The following is an 18,744-nucleotide window of genomic DNA, read 5'->3' as shown; positions in this document are numbered from 1 at the left end:
GAACAGCACTGCGACGGACGCAACATGGTTGGAGGATGACGACATCGATGTCGCACGTTTCACGTGAAACAATTCCGCAGAATGTCCGCCCGATACCGACGCGTCACACCGCCATTGTTGCCGTCACAGTGACGAAAGCGCACTGGATGCCTGGATCTGGTAATTCGGCGAGGAAATCGATCGAACCGGCAACATCGTCGTCTGCTCAGCGCACAAATTACATCGATGATATTTGCCAGGATGTGCGGCTACATCCGGATACGACGATGGCCCCCACCGAAGTGGGGGCCATCGACTGGGAGGCTCAGTTACGCCTTGACGACGACTACTCGTCGGGCCGGCTCGACGCCGGTACTTTCGCTCGCGACGCCGTCGATCTTGGCCACCGCGTCGTGCACGATCTTTCGCTCGAACGGAGTCATCGGGGTCAGTTCTTCGCGTTCACCGGATTCGAGAACGCGCCGGGCTGCTTCGGCACCGAGGTTGCCGAGTTCCGTACGCCGGTTGGCGCGCCAGCCGGCGACGTCGAGCATCAGCTTGCTGCGCTCACCCGTCGACTGCTGAACGGCGAGACGAGTCAGCTCCTGCAGTGCATCGAGAACTTCGCCCTTGCGACCGACGAGCTTGGCGAGATCGTCGCCGCCGTCGATGCTGACGATCGCGCGATCACCCTCCACGTCGAGATCGATATCGCCGTCGAAGTCCAGGACGTCCAGAAGTTGCTCGAGGTAGTCGCCGGCAATCTCGCCTTCCTCGACCAGATAATCCTCGTCGTCCTCGTCCTCGTCATCCTCGTCGGTCTTGTCCTCGACCACTCCCGAGTCATCGGATTCCTCGACCACAGGAGTCCGATCTGCCTCCGCGTCGACTGCACCCACCTGATCGGCCTCGACCACCACGTCACTCGCTCCATCCCCGGATACCGCGCCGGTTGTCCGTACTTCGTCGTTCTGTGCTTCTTCTACGTCCGCTGCCATCTTCGTCCTTCTCTCGACGTGTCGGTCAGCGCCGCTTGCGCTTGGTCGACTTGTTCCGGTTCGCCTGCGGTCTCGGTTTCGCCGGCGTTGCGGCACCGGTCGTCGAACCGGAACTGCCCTCGCCGGTCTCCGCCACGGACGAATCGCTCGTCGGCGTCATCTTCGAGAGCTTGGGACGAGCACCTGGCTTCGGCTTGGTGGTCGATACCGGCTTCACACCGGGCTTGGGCGCGTTCTCGGAACGCTTCTCCACTGCGGCAGCGACCTTCGCGGCTTCTTCCTTGTCGATCTTTCCGAACACCAGGTGCTGCTGCGCGTAGGTCCAGGTGTTGTTGCTGACCCAGTACAGCAGGATCGCGACGGGCAGCAGGGCACCGAACACGAGAACACCGAGCGGGAAGACGTACAGCGCGAGCTTGTTCATGATCGCGGACTGCGGGTTCGCTGCGGCCGCCGCGCTCTGACGCGCGACCGATGCGCGCGAGTTCAGGTGCGTCATGATGGCCGCGATGATCATCAGCGGGATGGAGACTGCTGCGATGACCCAGGTGGACGGAATGGTCGCATCCGGTCCTACGGCGAATGCATTGAGCTGGTCCTGCGGCATCGTGATCCACGCCGAGATCGGTGCACCGAACAGGCGGGCGTCCAGGAAGGACTGCACGTCCGCCACGTTGAACGCGTAGTTCGACAGCTCGCGGTTCTCCTCGGGAGTCAACCCGAGCTGACCGAAACCGGTACCGGTGCGGTTGAACGAGCGCAGTACGTGGAACAGGCCGATGAACACAGGCGCCTGCGCCAGCACCGGCAAGCAGCCCATCAGCGGATTGAAGCCGTGCTCCTTCTGGAGCTTCTGCATCTCGACGGCCATCTTCTGCTTGTCTTTGCCGTACTTCTTCTGCAGCGCTTTGATCTGCGGCTGTAGCTCCTGCATCTGCCGCGTGGTGCGAACCTGCTTGACGAAGGGCTTGTACAGAATCAGGCGGAGGGTGAAGACCAGGAAGACGACGGACAGTGCCCAGGCGAACCCATTGCTGGGATCCTGGAACACAAAGCCGAACACCTTGTGCCACACCCAGAGAATCCAGGCAACCGGGTAGTAAATGAAGTCGAGCACGGCTCTATGTACTCCTCTGTTCTTCCACTCGCACGAGATCGTGGTGTTCTTCGGTTTCGGTAGGTTCGGTGACGATCGCGCGCCACCTACCGGGTTCGGGTACCGGGTCCCACCCTCCAGAGTGCCAGGGAGCACATTTGAGGAGGCGGACGACTGCCAGCAACGAGCCCTTCGTCATTCCGTGCACCTGGAGGGCCTCGATGGCGTACTCGCTGCAGGTGGGGGAGAAGCGACAGGTGGGAGGTCTCATCGGGGACACGTATGTCCGGTACAACCCGATGACGTAGACGAGTGTTCGAGCAGGAATGGAACGAAGGTTGCCCATGAATGTCATGACGGCGGACCCTTCGGAGCTTCGAGAAGACCGAGCTTCTTCAATCCTGAACGCAGTTGAATCGATAGATCTGCCGAGGACGCGCGCGCGGCTCCGGGCAGTGCACGGATCACCACGTCGGTGGTCTCGGGGAGCTCACCGATGACGTCGGTACAGATATGCCGAAGCCGGCGCGCAACTCGATGACGAGTTACGGCCGGCCCGACTGCCTTGCTGACGATCAATCCGAATCGTGGCCCGCGAACGGTCGATGCGATGTCCTGTTCGTCACGCACGACGGCGTGAACCACAAGATCCGATCTACCCATTCGGCGTCCTCGACGCACCGCTACGGAGAAATCACGTGCTCGGTGTAGTCGATTCGGCTCAGGAAGCATCCCGAGCTCCAAGCTTCGGACGAACAGATATCAGGCTGTGAGTTCTTTACGGCCCTTGCCGCGACGTGCGGAAACGATTGCACGACCCGCACGGGTACGCATACGAAGACGGAAGCCATGAACGCGCGCGCGGCGGCGATTGTTCGGCTGGAACGTCCGCTTGCCCTTGGCCACGGTCAACACTCCTCGAGATTCGACGACGCCGATCTGTCGGCGCCTGCTGTAAAGGTTCTCAGCGAGTTCGGATGAAGTCGCTAGCCTCCCGAGCGAGAAATCCGAGTGAAGACAGACTGTGAGCAGCCAGCAAGCATCGGCCACCTCGCTATTGGGTGACTGTTCGAGAGTACTGATCGAGTCACTGCCGGTCAAACTCGCTCTCGAGTGCACCGTGCCGTCGTTCATGCACAGGCAGTGCCGGTCCGGGGCCACCGATGGTGGGACGGTGCTCGACATCGCCGCCGAACGAGCAGGCACTGCGACACAATTCGTCCGATCGCACGACAGACAGTCGGCATCGATGCAGGTCAGACTGGCGCAAACGCCATACCACGAACCGAAACGCGTTCTGGGGTCACATCGGTGTCGTTTATCCACACCTGTGGATAATTGTGTGGAAACACAGTTCAGGTGGCATATTCGTACCTTGCGGGGTCCACCCACGGACCCTGGTCTCGGCCGCAGCGACGCACGAACGACGACGCTATCCGACGCTGTTGCTGCGCGGGTACGAAACGACGCACGAACTCACGCGTCGAACACCGCCCGAGACCAATGCTCGACGACGGAGGGCCCAACGTGAACGACGATCCGGATGCGCTCGCGCGCATCTGGCCCGAGGTGGTCGCGGAGCTCACATCCGACCGACACAGTGGGTCGCCGCTGACCAAAGGCCAGAAGGCCTGGCTCGCGCTGGTCAAACCGCTGACCTTGACGCAGGGGTTCGCACTGCTCGCAGTTCCGTCGACCTTCGCGCAGGAAGCGATCGAGCGAGATCTTCGCGAACCCATCCTCGGCGCCCTCGGGCGTCACCTGGGACAGGGTGTCGAGGGACTCGGTGTGCGTATCTCGGCTCCCGAGGACGAGAAGATCGAGGCCGAGCGATCCACGTACCCCGATGCAGTCAGTTCTCCTACCTACCGGCGCCGCATCCTGACCAGCAGAGACGACGAGCCGTCGGACTCCGAAACAGCCGACTACGAAGAGGTCGACGACGAACGCGAGGCCTTGGCCAGCGTCCAGAACTCCTGGCCGACGTATTTCACCAAGCCTCCCGACTCGACGCCACCGTCCTCGGGCGCCAACAGCCTAAACTCGAAGTACACCTTCGACACGTTCGTCATCGGTGCCTCCAATCGCTTCGCACACGCAGCCGCGGTGGCCATTGCCGAGGCACCTGCTCGCGCCTACAACCCGCTGTTCGTCTGGGGGGCGTCGGGTCTGGGCAAGACGCATCTGCTGCACGCGGCCGGCCACTACGCGCAGCGGTTGTTCCCGGGCATGCGCGTCAAGTACGTCTCGACCGAGGAATTCACCAACGACTTCATCAACAGTCTTCGTGACGACCGGAAGGTGGCGTTCAAGCGCCGCTACCGGGAGACCGACGTGCTGCTCGTCGACGACATCCAGTTCATCGAAGGCAAGGAAGGCATCCAGGAGGAGTTCTTCCACACCTTCAACACCTTGCACAACGCGAACAAACAAATCGTCGTCTCGTCCGACCGGCCACCGAAGCAACTGGCCACGCTCGAGGAGCGACTTCGTACCCGCTTCGAGTGGGGCCTGATCACCGATGTGCAGCCACCCGAGCTCGAGACGCGAATCGCAATTCTGAGCAAGAAGGCTCGGATGGATCGGCTCGATGTGCCGCACGACGTGCTCGAGCTCATCGCCAGCCGGATCGAACGCAACATTCGTGAGCTCGAAGGTGCCCTCATTCGAGTGACGGCCTTCGCATCGCTGAACGGACAGGCACTCGACCTCACCCTGGCCGAGGTGGTCCTGCGCGATCTCATCCCCGATTCGTCGAGTCTGGAGATCAACGCGGCCACGATCATGGCAGTGACCGCGGAGTACTTCAACACGTCCATCGAGGACCTGTGCGGTCCGGGTAAGGCCCGAGCACTGGCCATGGCCAGGCAGATCGCGATGTATCTCTGCCGTGAGCTCACCGATCTGTCGCTGCCCAAGATCGGCCAGACGTTCGGTCGCGACCACACGACGGTGATGTACGCGGACAAGAAGATCCGCAAGGAGATGACCGAGCGTCGCAAGGTCTACGACCAGGTCCAGGAGCTGACGGCGCGGATCAAGCAGCGCTCGAAGAGATAGACGACCCGGCACGGACCGACTCGTCGGACGGCACCGAATCCCATCGCGGGTTCGGTGCCGTCGTGCTTTTCTCGTCGTTCGGCGGACCGATTCTCGACGCGGATTCGGTGAGTTTTCGAGGCGTCGACCATTGATTCACACCTGTGGATAACCATGTGGACAACATCGAAGTTCTGGGGATGGAGTGTGGGCGCCTGTGCACCGATGTGATTCGTCCACAGGCAGCGGTTCGTCAACCACGAATTGGTCCCGAGTTCATCCCCACGACACCACGCTCGGCCACCAGCGGATCGAGTGGTCCGTGCACAGATTCCACAGGACCTATTAATACTTCTGTTTTCTCCTTGAAAGAACTTCTTTGAAAACAGGTGTTGGGGAACGATCCGTTCACAGGCCCCTCGGGGACACCCGAATCCCGAGTTAGGCGAGACCCTCGCGCTTCCGTCTTCGGTTCGGAGGGCATACGGTGTGCTTGCGCTGGATGTGCCACACTCGTCGTTGCATCGGTTCGAGCGGCAACCATCGTGGTTGCACCGCCGGATCGTGAAGACGAACGCCACCGAACGAGAGGAAATGCCGAGCGATGGAGCTTGGAAGTTTGAAGTTTCGCGTTGCTCGTGAAGATTTTTCCGATTCCGTCGCGTGGGTGGCTCGTAGCCTGCCGTCCCGGCCGCCCGTTCCCGTTCTCGGTGGAGTTCTTCTTGCCGCCGACGAGCAGGGTCTGACGGTCTCCGGATTCGACTACGAGGTCTCCGCTCAGGTCAAGGTCTCCGCCGAAGTTGCCACTGCAGGCCGAGTTCTGGTGTCGGGCAAGCTACTTGCCGATATCACCAAGTCGTTGCCGAACAAGCCGGTCGACGTCACCGTCGACGGAACCCGCGTTCTGGTCAACTGCGGCAGCGCCAAGTTCTCACTGCCCACGATGCCGGTGGAGGACTACCCGCAGCTCCCCGAGCTGCCCAACAACACCGGTTCGCTGGCCGGCGATGTCTTCTCCGAGGCAATTGCCCAGGTCGCCGTGGCGGCGGGCAAGGACGACACACTGCCGATGCTCACCGGCATCCGCGTCGAGATCGACGGCACCAACGTCGTTCTCGCGGCCACCGACCGTTTCCGGTTGGCTGTTCGAGAGGTGGAGTGGACACCCGCCGGCGCCGATACCACCACCGCGGTGCTCATTCCGGCCAAGACCCTGTCCGAGTCGGCCAAAACCCTCGGCGGCAACTCCGGCTCACCCGTCGAACTGGCCCTCGGTTCCGGTTCGACCATCGGTAGTGACGGGCTGCTCGGCATCGTCAGCGATGGGCGCCGCACCACGACGCGTCTGCTCGACGCCGAATTCCCGAAGTTCCGTCAGTTGCTGCCGGCCGAACACACTGCGGTGGCGACCCTCGAGATCGCGTCGCTGATCGAGGCGATCAAGCGTGTGGCTCTCGTCGCCGAGCGTGGCGCGCAGGTTCGACTGGAGTTCAACGGCGAGGGTGTGTTGCTCTCCGCAGGTGGAGACGATGCAGGTCGCGCCGAGGAGGCGCTGCCTGCCGATTTCCAGGGCGAGGCGTTGACCATCGCGTTCAACCCCGGTTACCTCATCGACGGCCTGTCGTCGCTGCACAGCGAGAAGGTCACGTTCGGATTCACGACGCCGAGCCGACCCGCAGTGCTGCGGCCGACCTCGGACGAGGAATTGGTGCCCGACGACGCGGGCAAGTTCGCGGCGCCGCAGTCCGAGTACACGTACTTGCTGATGCCGGTCAGGCTGCCGGGCTGATCCGGTCTGGTTACTGTTGAACCCGCGCGAACTTTCGCACCTGACACAGACAAGGACGCCTCATCATGCAGCTGGGCTTGGTCGGTCTCGGAAAAATGGGCTTCAACATGCGCGAGAGACTGCGTGAGCACGGTCACGAGGTGGTCGGCTACGACCCCCGACCGGAGGTGACCGATACTCCGTCACTGGCCGGTCTGGCCCAGGCGCTGACGGCGCCTCGTGTGGTGTGGGTGATGGTTCCGTCGGGCAAGATCACCCGCGACACCATCACCGGTCTGGCCGATGTGCTCGAACCGGGCGATCTGGTGATCGACGGCGGAAATTCTCGATTCACCGACGACAAGCCCAACGCAGAGCTGTTGGACGCCAAGGGAATCGGCTACATCGACGCCGGAGTGTCCGGTGGCGTCTGGGGCCTGAAGAACGGCTACGGCCTGATGGTCGGCGGTCAGGACGAGCACGTCGCTCGGGCGATGCCGATCTTCGACGCATTGCGTCCCGAAGGCGAGCGTGCGGACGGTTTCGTGCACGCCGGTCCGGTCGGTGCAGGTCACTACTCGAAGATGGTGCACAACGGCATCGAGTACGGGTTGATGCAGGCGTACGCCGAGGGTTACGAGATCCTCGAGGCCGAAGAACTCGTGCAGGATGTCCAGGGCGTACTGCGAGCCTGGAGCAAGGGAACGGTCGTGCGATCGTGGCTGCTCGACCTGTTGGTCGAAGCGCTGGGCCAGGATCCGGAATTCAGTGCGATCTCCGGCTACACCGAGGATTCCGGTGAGGGCCGTTGGACCGTCGAGGAGGCCATTCGCCACGCGGTCCCTGCGCCGGTCATCTCCGCGGCCCTGTTCGCGAGATTTGCGTCGCGGCAAGAGGATTCACCGGCAATGAAGGCTGTTTCCGCACTGCGCAACCAGTTCGGCGGGCACGCGGTGAAGAAGGCCGATGCCGACGAGACCCTGCGCGCCCCGGCGCCGAAGAATACCGAGTAAGTGTTCGTTCGGTCTCTGCAGCTGCACGATTTTCGATCCTGGGACGATCTCACCGTCGACCTCGGACCGGGCTCGACCGTGTTCGTGGGGCCCAACGGACACGGCAAGACCAATCTGCTCGAGTCGCTCAACTATCTGTCGACGTTGTCCTCGCATCGTGTGTCGTCGGACGCTCCCATGATTCGGGCCGGTGCTGCCAAGGCCTTCGTGGGCAGTGCCGTGGTCAATCACGGTCGCGAACTGATCATCGATGTCGAGCTCCTCGAAGGCAGAGCCAACAAGGCTCGGATGAACAGGTCTCCGCTGCGGCGCCCCCGTGAGATTCTGGGGGTGTTGCAGAGTGTGCTGTTCGCTCCCGAGGATCTCTCGCTCGTGCGCGGCGATCCCGGCGAGCGACGCCGCTATCTCGACGAGCTACTGACCACTCGGATTCCTCGAATGGCCACCGTCCGTGCCGATTACGACAAGGTGCTGCGGCAACGATCGGCTCTGCTCAAGACGGCGAGTGGATCGCTGCGCCGCGGATCGTCCTCGGGCGACGGCGCGAGTGCGCTCGCCACCCTGGACGTCTGGGATGGTCATCTCGCAGCGCACGGAGCTCGATTGCTCGCTGCCAGAATAGCTTTGGTGCACGAGCTGATGCCGTTCGTGCAACAGGCCTACAGTTCGATCGCACCCGAGTCGCGGTTGGCTGCCGTCGCCTATCGCTGCAGTCTGGCCGAGGCGCTCCCACCGGAGTTCTCCGATGCCGACCGTGCACCCGAGCCCGACGACACAGAAGTTCTCGAAGCTGCCTTCCTCCACCAACTTTCGGTGATGAGACAGCGTGAAATCGAACGCGGGGTCTGCCTGGTCGGACCACACCGCGACGACCTGGAACTGATGCTCGGTGACCAACCGACGAAAGGCTTTGCCAGCCATGGTGAATCGTGGTCGTACGCGTTGTCTTTGCGGCTCGGCTCCTTTGCCTTGTTGCGGGAGGACGGTACCGATCCGGTACTGATGCTCGACGACGTCTTCGCCGAACTCGACCGCAAACGGCGTGCCGCGCTGGCGACGGTGGCGGCCGGTGCCGAGCAGGTGCTCATCACGGCCGCGGTGCCCGAGGACGTACCACCCGAGCTGGACGCTCGTCGTTACGGAGTGGAAGCGAAGCAGAGCGCGGATTCCGGTGCAGCAGGACGTATCTCGCGTATCTCGGACTTGTCGGACGATATCGACATCGCACGTTCGGAAGGTGAGGATCGATGACCGACGACGACGCGACTCCCACGGACAACGGTGACGTACCGGAACTGAAAGGCGTGGATCTGGCGCGTCGAGCACTCGAGGACGCCCGAGCCGCAGCCAAGGCCAGCGGCAAATCGGTGGGACAGGGACGGTCGTCACCGACAGGCGGAGTCAGAGCACTGCGGGGGCGTCGTCGCCGGGGCTGGTCGGGAGCGGGGCCGGACGACCGTGATCCCCAGGCGTTCGGGGCGCTGGCGAACTCGATCGCATCCAAGCGCGGATGGTCGGCGAAGGTGTCGGAGGGCGCGGTGCTCGGCCGGTGGCCGAGCGTGGTCGGTGAAGACATCTCGGCTCATGCGGACCCCACCGGTCTCAAGGACGGAGTGTTGAGTATTTCCGCCGAGTCCACGGCGTGGGCGACCCAGTTGAGGCTGATGCAGTCGCAGATTCTGGCCAAGATCGCTGCCGCCGTCGGTCACGGCGTGGTGACCTCGCTACGCATCACCGGTCCGACGACCCAGAGTTGGAGAAAAGGCGAACGGCACGTCCGGGGACGAGGGCCGCGCGACACGTACGGATAGTGAGAGGTCCCAACCTTCGCTTTCGAAACCTCCTGGTCCAGGTGATTCTCAACAGATGTTGGGGCCAGTGTTGCTGTGACGTGGTCGATGTGCGTAGCGTGATTCGGGACACGCAACGGTCGGGGGACCGATTTACTGTTCTGTGCGCATCGGACGAGGAGAAGTTGTGTCTGCACCAACGAAGAAGACATCGACAGCAGCCGTCGATGTCGACGGAACCCCCGAAGATCGCGTCATCCTGCACGCGCGGAACGTGGAGTTCGATTGGAACTCCCTGCCGCTGCACTACATGGACGGCAACCCACTCGCGACGCACCTGATCAACGTGATGCACCTGCTCCTGCCCGAGGGTGAGGAGTGGTTCGTGCGCACGTTCAAGGAGGCGCTGCCACTCATCCACGACGATCAGTTGCGCGACGACGTGATCGGATTCATCGGTCAGGAAGCGATGCACGCGCAGGCGCACACCGATGTGCACGATCAGCTTCGGGCCCACGGCATCGACGTCGATCCGTACGTCGATCAGATGAAGTTCCTGTTCGGCCGTGCTCTCGGCAACCGGACCGGCCACGGCCAGAACAGCCTGGTCGAACGTCTCGCCCTGATCGCCGCCGCCGAGCACTTGACCGCTTTTCTCGGCGATTGGGTTCTCAATGCCACGGCGTTGGACGAAGCGGACATCGATCCGATCATGCTGGACCTGCTGCGGTGGCACGGAGCCGAAGAAGTCGAGCATCGATCGGTGGCCTACGAGGTGATGCGGTACTTCGACGTCCGCCCGGCCCGCCGGATCCGAACCTACGTCGTCATCGCGCCCACGCTCGTGTGGTTCTGGACCCGCGGTGTTCGCTTTCTCATGAGCCAGGATCCGACGCTGGCGCACCTTCCCGCCAAGCAGCGCACACCGTCGTTCCGAGAGTTCCGCCGAGTGGCCGCTGCGGGTCTGTTCCCGACCCCGATGTCGATGGTGAAAGCGTCGCTGCGCTATTTCAAGCGCACGTACCACCCTTCGCAGGAAGGGTCGACGGCGCAGGCAGTGCAGTATCTGGCCACCTCACCGGCAGCTCGGTCCGCCGATCGATGACCAAACGCACGTTGCGGAGCAAGCTCGGCGCAATGGCACAGAAGGTGGATTCGTTCCGACTGGGACGCACGATTCCGAAGAATCTGTACGGCCGCGACGAGCCCGATCAGACCGTGTCACTGGTGACCGACGCGCTCGACAAATGGTTCGCTCTGCTCGACGGTGACGACTACGACGCGTCGTTCGCGGCACCGCCCGTCGTACGGACCCGCGTACTGACCTTGGTCTCACGCGAAGTGCTCTGCGTGGACGAGCAAGTGGTCCGACTGACGTTCGCCGCGGGCGACGGAGCGGTGTTGCCTGCGTGGGCACCGGGAATGCATCTGGACTTCTATCTCCCGTCCGGCCGCCGTCGGCAGTACTCGTTGTGTGGCGATCCGGATGCCGACTCGTACTCCATCGCGGTGCGCCTGGTGCCCGACGGCGGCGGCGGGTCGCGCGAGATGCACGATCTCCCGGTCGGCACCGAAGTCTCGATTCGGGGGCCGCGCAACGGTTTTCCGTTCGTACAGTCCGAGCATGCACTGTTCGTGGCGGGAGGAATCGGTATCACCGCGATCATCTCGATGGTCCGTCGCGCTCGCCGGACGGGAATGGACTGGCACTTGGTCTACTGCGGCCGTTCGCGCGAATCGATGCCGTTCCTCGACGAGATCGCCGGCTGGGAGGCCGATCGTGTCACGGTGCGGACCGACGATGTGGACGGCATGCCGTCGAGCATGGATCTGCTCGGTGCCGCGGCACCGGGTGGTTCGGTCTACGTGTGCGGGCCGCCGCCGATGATCGACCTGGTTCGGGCTTCGTTCGACTCCTTGCCCGCAACGCATCTGCACTTCGAGCGGTTCTCGCCGCCACCGGTGAAGAACGGAGCCGAATTCGAGGTCCAACTCGTCGACTCCGGTGACATCGTCACGGTCGGCCCGGAAGAGACTGCGCTGCATGCCATTCGGCGGCTGCGCCCGGATGTGGCGTACTCCTGTCAGCAGGGTTTCTGCGGGACGTGTCGCGTTCGAGTACTGAGCGGAACACCGCAGCATCGGGAGAATCGGCTCACGGCCGAGGAGCAGCAGCGTGAGATGTTGATCTGCGTGTCGCGTTCCGAGGGCGAACGGATCGTGCTCGATCTGTAGCCGAATCGCCGGTTTTACCCTTCATCTTTGCCGTCCGGTATCGAAAAAATGCGTCTGTGAAGCAATCAGGGGCCTTTTAGGGGTGTCATCGTGCCCATGCTGTCGCAGGCAACCAGTACTATGGACCGGTACGACATCAAGCCCGGAAAAAACGCATGGACTCGGGCGCGGCCGGAACCGACTGCGCCCATCCCTGCGGTAGCACCCTGCGGGGTGTGAGCGGGGTAGTGGACGCGTAGAAGGAGAACCAGCTAACCGTGGCTGCCCAGAAGTCAGGTACCAACGACAACAGCAAGGATTACGGCGCTTCGTCCATCACGGTCCTCGAGGGCCTGGAAGCGGTTCGTAAGAGGCCCGGTATGTACATCGGTTCCACCGGTGAACGAGGCCTGCATCACCTGATCTGGGAGGTCGTCGACAACTCCGTCGACGAGGCCATGGCCGGCTATGCGTCCACCGTCGACGTCACCATCCACGAGGACGGTAGCGTCGAGGTCAAGGACGACGGTCGAGGAATTCCCGTCGCCATGCACGCCTCCGGTGTTCCCACCGTCGAGGTCGTCATGACACAGCTGCACGCAGGCGGCAAGTTCGACTCCGACTCCTATGCCGTCTCCGGTGGACTGCACGGCGTCGGCATCTCGGTGGTGAACGCACTCTCCACCAAGGTGGAACTGCAGATCGCGCGCGACGGTCATCGCTACAAGCAGACCTACGACTACGCCAAGCCCAGCCCCCTCGAGACCGTCGGCGATACCGACGAGACCGGCACCACCGTACGATTCTGGGCCGACGGCAAGATCTTCGAGACTCTCGACTACAGCTTCGAGACCGTACATCGTCGCCTGCAGGAGATGGCGTTCCTGAACAAGGGACTGACCATCAACTTCACCGACGAGCGGGTGGCAGCCACCGACGCCACCGAGGAAGAACTCGGTGAGACGGCCGAGGCACCCAAGACCGCCGAGGAAGAACAGGCCGACGCGGCCGTCGCCAAGCCGGCCAAGGTGCGCAAGCGGACCTATCACTACCCGGACGGCCTGGTCGACTTCGTCAAGCACATCAACAGGACCAAGACCGCGATCCACAATTCGGTCGTCGGCTTCACCGGTAAGGGTGAGGGCCACGAGGTCGAGATCGCCATGCAGTGGAACGCCGGGTACTCCGAGTCGGTACACACCTTCGCCAACACCATCAACACGCACGAGGGCGGCACCCACGAAGAGGGCTTCCGAACCGCGCTCACCTCGACGGTGAACAAGTACGCACTCGAGAAGAAGCTCGTCAAGGAGAAGGACGTCAAGCTCACCGGCGACGACATCCGTGAGGGTCTGGCCGCAGTCATCTCGGTACGGGTCGGCGAGCCGCAGTTCGAGGGACAGACCAAGACCAAGCTCGGCAACACCGAGATCAGGTCGTTCGTGCAGAAGGCATGCAACGAGCACCTGGCGCACTGGTTCGAATCGAACCCTGCCGACGCCAAGACCATCATCAACAAGGCGGTCTCCTCCGCGCAGGCCCGGATGGCCGCACGCAAGGCGCGAGAATTGGTGCGCCGCAAGAGCGCAACCGACATCGGAGGCCTGCCGGGCAAGCTCGCCGACTGCCGCTCGAACGATCCGAGCAAGTCCGAGATCTACATCGTGGAGGGCGACTCCGCCGGCGGCTCGGCCAAATCGGGACGAGATTCGATGTTCCAGGCGATCCTGCCGCTGCGCGGAAAGATCATCAACGTCGAGAAGGCTCGCATCGACCGCGTCCTCAAGAACAACGAGGTCCAGTCGATCATCACCGCCTTCGGCACCGGCATCCACGACGAGTTCGACATAACCAAGCTTCGCTATCACAAGATCGTGCTGATGGCCGACGCCGACGTCGACGGCCAGCACATCTCGACCCTGCTGATGACGCTGCTGTTCCGCTTCATGCGACCGTTGATCGAGCACGGCCACGTCTACCTGGCCATGCCGCCGCTGTACAAGTTGAAGTGGAGCCGGGGTGAACCCGACTTCGCCTACTCCGACCGCGAGCGCGACGGTCTGCTCGAGGCCGGCATCGCCAACAAGCGCAAGATCAACGTCGAGGACGGCGTCCAGCGCTACAAAGGCCTCGGCGAGATGAACGCCAAGGAACTGTGGGAGACCACCATGGATCCGTCGGTGCGCGTCCTGCGTCTGGTGACACTGGACGACGCGGCGGCAGCCGACGAGCTGTTCAGCGTGCTGATGGGCGAGGACGTGTCCGCGCGTCGCAGCTTCATCGCCCGCAACGCGAAAGATGTTCGCTTTCTTGACGTTTAGTCACTTCCCGTCACGCACCGATGAGTTCTCTCGGTGCGTGACGGTGACCGTTTCTCGAGGAGATTTGCATGTCTGACATCACCGAACCGCCGGTAGGACCCCCGCCGGGTTCGACCACCAACGCCGAGGGCGGCGACCGGATCGATCCGGTCGACATCCAGCAGGAAATGCAGCGCAGCTACATCGATTACGCGATGAGCGTCATCGTCGGGCGCGCACTGCCCGAGGTGCGTGACGGACTCAAGCCCGTGCACCGCCGCGTGCTGTACGCGATGTACGACTCCGGCTTCCGGCCCGACCGCAGCTACGTCAAATCCGCACGCCCCGTTGCCGAGACGATGGGTAACTACCACCCCCACGGCGACACCTCGATCTACGACGCACTGGTGCGTCTGGCCCAGCCGTGGTCGATGCGATACCCGCTGGTCGACGGCCAGGGCAACTTCGGCTCCCGCGGCAACGACGGCGCCGCAGCCATGCGTTACACCGAGGCCCGGCTGACTCCGCTCGCGATGGAGATGTTGCGCGACATCGACGAGGAAACCGTCGACTTCATCCCCAACTACGACGGCAAAACCCAAGAGCCGACGGTCCTTCCGTCCCGCGTGCCGAACCTGTTGATGAACGGCTCCAACGGCATCGCCGTCGGTATGGCCACCAACATTCCGCCACACAACCTGCGTGAACTGGGCGACGCGGTGTTCTGGGCCCTCGACAACTTCGAGGCCGACGAAGAAGCGACGCTCGCGGCCTGCATGGAACGCGTCAAGGGCCCCGACTTCCCGACCCACGGCCTCATCGTCGGTGGCCAGGGCATCCAAGATGCGTACTCCACCGGCCGTGGCTCGATCCGCATGCGCGGCGTCGTCGAGATCGAAGAAGATTCCAACGGTCGCACCACGATCGTCATCACCGAGCTGCCCTACCAGGTCAACCCGGACAACCTGATCACCTCGATCGCCGAGCAGGTCCGAGACGGCAAGCTCTCGGGCATCTCCAAGATCGACGACGAGTCCTCCGACCGTGTCGGCATGCGCATCGTCGTCACGATCAAGCGCGACGCCGTCGCGAAGGTCGTGCTCAACAATCTCTACAAGCACTCGCAGCTGCAGACGAGCTTCGGCGCGAACATGCTCTCGATCGTCGACGGCGTTCCGCGGACGCTGCGCCTGGATCAGATGATCCGCTTCTACGTCACTCACCAACTCGATGTGATCGTCCGACGTACGCGGTATCGCCTGCGCAAGGCAGAAGAGCGCGCCCACATTCTGCGCGGCCTGGTCAAGGCTCTGGATGCGCTCGACGAGGTCATCGCGTTGATCCGGGCATCTCCGACGGTCGACGACGCGCGGCAGGGCCTGATCTCGCTGCTCGACATCGACGACATTCAGGCCCAGGCCATCCTCGACATGCAGCTGCGGCGCCTCGCAGCCCTCGAGCGTCAGAAGATCATCGACGAGCTGGCCGAACTCGAACGCACCATTGCCGACCTGCAGGACATTCTGGCCAAGCCGGAGCGGCAGCGACAGATCGTGCGCGACGAGCTCGCCGAGATCGTCGAGAAGTTCGGCGACGACCGTCGCACGCGCATCATCGCCGCCGACGGGGACGTCAACGACGAGGATCTGATCGCCCGGGAGAACGTGGTCGTGACGATCACCGAGACCGGTTACGCCAAGCGCACCAAGACCGACCTCTACCGCTCGCAGAAGCGCGGCGGCAAGGGTGTGATGGGAGCGGGGCTCAAGCAGGACGACATCGTCAGCAAGTTCTTCGTCTGCTCGACGCACGACTGGATCCTGTTCTTCACCACCAAGGGGCGCGTCTACCGGGCCAAGGCCTACGAACTGCCCGAGGCCAACCGGACCGCTCGCGGTCAGCACGTCGCGAACCTGCTCGCCTTCCAGCCGGACGAACGCATCGCTCAGGTCATCCAGATCAAGACCTACGAGGATGCGCCGTACCTGGTGCTCGCCACCAAGGGCGGTCTGGTCAAGAAGTCGCGACTGACCGACTTCGACTCCAACCGCAGCGGCGGCATCGTGGCCGTCAACCTGCGCGGCGAGGACGAGTTGGTCGGGGCCGTTCTCGCGTCCTCGGACGACGATCTGCTGCTGGTCTCGGCGCAGGGACAGTCCATCCGGTTCTCTGCCACCGACGAGGTGTTGCGCCCGATGGGCCGCGCCACCTCGGGCGTGCAGGGCATGCGCTTCAACGGCGAGGACGCGTTGCTCTCGCTCAACGTCGTCAGCGAGAACAAGTTCCTGCTGGTCGCGACCTCGGGTGGATACTCCAAGCGCACCGCGATGGAGGACTACCCCCAGCAGGGCCGCGGCGGAAAGGGAGTGCTGACAATCCAGTACGACCCGAAGCGTGGCACGCTGGTGGGAGCTCTCATCGTCGACGACGAGGACGAGCTGTACGCCATCACGTCCAGTGGTGGCGTGATCCGGACCGCTGCCAAGCAGGTTCGGAAGGCCGGCCGACAGACCAAGGGCGTGCGGTTGATGAATCTCGGTGAAGGCGACACACTGCTCGCGATCGCGCGCAACGCCGACGAGATCGAACCGGATTCTCTGGGCACCGAAGACGATGCAGCGAAGGAGTCGTAAGTGAGCACTCCCAACCGGCCTGGTAGCAGGCCCGGCCCCAGCGGTGGACCGGACAGCCGGGATGCCGCGCGGGCCGAGCAGCCCGCGCGTCCCGCGCCGCCCGAGGGAGCTCGCCCGGGCAACCGCCCGCAGCCGGCCACTCGTCCCGCGCCCGCCGCAGGCCGTGGTCCGGCCCCGCAGGGGGGTGCACGCCCGCCGATGCGACCCGCACCGGGTGCTCCGAACGGTCCGGCACGTCCGGCTCAGGGACCCCCGCCGCAGCGGCCGCCTGCACCTCAGGGACCGCCGCCTCAGGCTCCTTCGGGGGCCACCGAGCAGGGTGCGCCTCGGCAGGGACAGGCTCCTGCCGGTCCGGCGCAGGCCCAGCCGCCCCAGGCTCCCGGCCGTCCGCCCGGACCCGGTCAGCAACCGGCCGGTCGACCCAACGCTGGTCCGCCGCAGAACGGCCAGCCGCCACAGCGGCAGGCACCGGGCGGTCAACCTCCACGACAGCAGGCTCCACAGCCCTCGACTCCACAGCGATCGGCACCCGGCGAGACCGTGCGCACTCCGGAGGTCTCCGCCGACTCGACGGCCACCGGCGAGGCGTCACGCGCGCCGGAAGCCGCTCGGGGTCAGGACCAGGCCGGTCCGGCAGCAACTCAGGCGATGCCGGCCCAGCAGAACGACGGTCCGCAAGGTGGGTCGGGAACCCCGCCCTGGCAGCGCGGTCAGCGTCCCGCATCGCCGGGAACCGACGATCGGCAGCAGCCGCAGAATCAGCCGCAGACCAACCTCTCCGGACGCGGTGCGGCACTGCCTCCGACCGGTGAGTTCGATCGATCGGCTCGCACGTCCGCCGAACCGATCCAGCGCGAATCGACCGAGGACAAGACCGAACGGCGAGAAGCCGCCAGGTCGAAGGCCGCGGTCATCGACGGACCGACACGGCACATCGAACGCAAGGATCTGGCGAAGGACATGCCGGATCTGTCTGCGGTGCGGCACCCGGAGCCGTCCCTGTCCGAGCGTGCGGCACCTGCATCGATCACGGCCGTGCCCAGTGCCGACGGCGATCCCCTGCGGGCGACCATCCAGATCCGCAAGATCGATCCGTGGTCGACGCTCAAGATCGCCCTCGTGATCGCAGTGTCGCTGTTCTTCGTGTGGATGGTGTCGGTCGGCCTGCTGTACGCAGTGCTCGACGGCATGGGCGTCTGGGAACGGCTCAACAGTGCGTTCACCGAGATTGTCAACGAATCCGGCGACGGCGGACTCGTCAGCGCCGGGCAGGTATTCGGCTACGCGGCGGTGATCGGTGTGATCAATGTCGTACTCTTCACCGCTCTGACGACCATCGGCGCCTTCATCTACAACCTGTCGTCGGACCTGGTCGGCGGCGTCGAAGTGACATTGGCAGACCGCGACTGACCTGCATCATCGACAGCCGTATCGGGCCGTTTTGGAAGACAGCGGCCCGATACGGTAATCTCATCCCTCGGTTCGAGGAGAGGTTTTCTTCGGTCCGAAGCAGTGATGAGGGCCTATAGCTCAGGCGGTTAGAGCGCTTCCCTGATAAGGAAGAGGTCGGAGGTTCAAGTCCTCCTAGGCCCACACCGAACGAACGAAAAGAGGCAGGACGTGAAAATCCTTCTTCTGGTCGCATCGGCGGTGATCGCAGTGCTGACACTATCGAAGGTGCGCTCGCAGCGCAGCGCAGACGGCGTCTGGCACAGCATCCCCACCGCGTGACAATCGCTCGGAGTGGACGTGTAAGGTTCGTCTACGATTACCGGCAACACCCGGGGCCTTAGCTCAGTTGGTAGAGCGCTGCCTTTGCAAGGCAGATGTCAGGAGTTCGAATCTCCTAGGCTCCACAAGAAATAGGACGTCCACTTCGGTGGGCGTCCTTTTTCGTTTCTCCACCGGCCCCAC

15 protein-coding genes and 2 tRNA genes are annotated in these 18,744 nt (G+C 63.6%); 12 read left to right on the top strand and 5 right to left on the bottom strand.

The window, feature by feature from the left end; all coding sequences use genetic code 11:
- Window positions 1-308: 308 nt before the first annotated feature.
- From CH273_RS16035 to rpmH, 5 genes are read right to left on the bottom strand one after another with little or no spacing between them, the layout of a single operon-like run.
- Window positions 309-977 (bottom strand): Jag family protein, encoded by a 669-nt coding sequence (locus CH273_RS16035; protein ID WP_032396983.1) that lies wholly within the window; start codon window positions 975-977, stop codon window positions 309-311.
- Window positions 978-1,002: 25 nt separating this feature from the next.
- Complete coding sequence (gene yidC / locus CH273_RS16030) at window positions 1,003-2,094, bottom strand: membrane protein insertase YidC (protein WP_032396984.1); 1,092 nt, start codon at window positions 2,092-2,094, stop codon at window positions 1,003-1,005.
- Between the two features lie 4 nt (window positions 2,095-2,098).
- Window positions 2,099-2,428, bottom strand: a complete 330-nt coding sequence (gene yidD / locus CH273_RS16025; protein WP_032396985.1) for a membrane protein insertion efficiency factor YidD — start codon at window positions 2,426-2,428, stop codon at window positions 2,099-2,101.
- A complete protein-coding gene (gene rnpA, locus CH273_RS16020) occupies window positions 2,425-2,805 on the bottom strand; it encodes a ribonuclease P protein component (RefSeq protein ID WP_032396986.1) in 381 nt (126 codons plus the stop codon). Before rnpA ends, yidD begins: the two co-directional genes overlap by 4 nt.
- Window positions 2,806-2,835: 30 nt before the next feature.
- On the bottom strand, window positions 2,836-2,979 hold the full coding sequence (rpmH, locus tag CH273_RS16015) for a 50S ribosomal protein L34 (RefSeq protein WP_026347786.1): 144 nt from the start codon (window positions 2,977-2,979) through the stop codon (window positions 2,836-2,838).
- A gap of 621 nt (window positions 2,980-3,600) precedes the next feature.
- Between rpmH and dnaA the strand changes: the two genes are divergently transcribed.
- The 12 genes from dnaA (at window position 3,601) to CH273_RS15950 (ending at window position 18,686) form a co-directional block, all read left to right on the top strand.
- The gene (dnaA, locus tag CH273_RS16010) at window positions 3,601-5,133 is read left to right on the top strand and encodes a chromosomal replication initiator protein DnaA (protein WP_032397345.1); all 1,533 of its coding nucleotides are present in this window, start codon (window positions 3,601-3,603) and stop codon (window positions 5,131-5,133) included.
- A 583-nt stretch (window positions 5,134-5,716) separates the two neighbouring features.
- A complete protein-coding gene (gene dnaN, locus CH273_RS16000) occupies window positions 5,717-6,901 on the top strand; it encodes a DNA polymerase III subunit beta (RefSeq protein WP_032396987.1) in 1,185 nt (394 codons plus the stop codon).
- Between the two features lie 65 nt (window positions 6,902-6,966).
- Window positions 6,967-7,893, top strand: a complete 927-nt coding sequence (gene gnd / locus CH273_RS15995) for a phosphogluconate dehydrogenase (NAD(+)-dependent, decarboxylating) (RefSeq protein ID WP_032396988.1) — start codon at window positions 6,967-6,969, stop codon at window positions 7,891-7,893.
- A complete protein-coding gene (gene recF, locus CH273_RS15990) occupies window positions 7,894-9,144 on the top strand; it encodes a DNA replication/repair protein RecF (protein ID WP_032396989.1) in 1,251 nt (416 codons plus the stop codon).
- Window positions 9,141-9,704: a DUF721 family protein gene (locus CH273_RS15985; RefSeq protein WP_032396990.1), complete on the top strand. Its 564-nt coding sequence runs from the start codon at window positions 9,141-9,143 to the stop codon at window positions 9,702-9,704. Before recF ends, CH273_RS15985 begins: the two co-directional genes overlap by 4 nt.
- A 166-nt stretch (window positions 9,705-9,870) precedes the next feature.
- Window positions 9,871-10,788, top strand: coding sequence for a metal-dependent hydrolase (locus tag CH273_RS15980; protein ID WP_052049959.1), 918 nt, complete (start codon window positions 9,871-9,873; stop codon window positions 10,786-10,788).
- Window positions 10,789-10,820: 32 nt separating this feature from the next.
- Complete coding sequence (locus tag CH273_RS15975) at window positions 10,821-11,918, top strand: PDR/VanB family oxidoreductase (RefSeq protein WP_052050059.1); 1,098 nt, start codon at window positions 10,821-10,823, stop codon at window positions 11,916-11,918.
- Between the two features lie 257 nt (window positions 11,919-12,175).
- The gene (gene gyrB / locus CH273_RS15970) at window positions 12,176-14,218 is read left to right on the top strand and encodes a DNA topoisomerase (ATP-hydrolyzing) subunit B (RefSeq protein ID WP_032396991.1); all 2,043 of its coding nucleotides are present in this window, start codon (window positions 12,176-12,178) and stop codon (window positions 14,216-14,218) included.
- Between the two features lie 68 nt (window positions 14,219-14,286).
- Window positions 14,287-16,830 carry a DNA gyrase subunit A gene (gene gyrA / locus CH273_RS15965; RefSeq protein WP_032396992.1) on the top strand — a complete coding sequence of 848 codons (2,544 nt, stop codon included), beginning with the start codon at window positions 14,287-14,289 and terminating at the stop codon, window positions 16,828-16,830.
- A complete protein-coding gene (locus tag CH273_RS27735) occupies window positions 16,831-18,240 on the top strand; it encodes a DUF3566 domain-containing protein (RefSeq protein ID WP_230596954.1) in 1,410 nt (469 codons plus the stop codon).
- Window positions 18,241-18,349: 109 nt separating this feature from the next.
- Window positions 18,350-18,423 (top strand) — tRNA-Ile (locus tag CH273_RS15955).
- A gap of 190 nt (window positions 18,424-18,613) precedes the next feature.
- Window positions 18,614-18,686 (top strand) — tRNA-Ala (locus tag CH273_RS15950).
- The last annotated feature ends 58 nt before the right edge of the window (window positions 18,687-18,744 follow it).

Source organism: Rhodococcus sp. 05-339-2, assembly GCF_002258965.1.
GTDB lineage: Bacteria > Actinomycetota > Actinomycetes > Mycobacteriales > Mycobacteriaceae > Rhodococcoides.
This window is presented reverse-complemented; position numbering and strand designations above follow the sequence as displayed.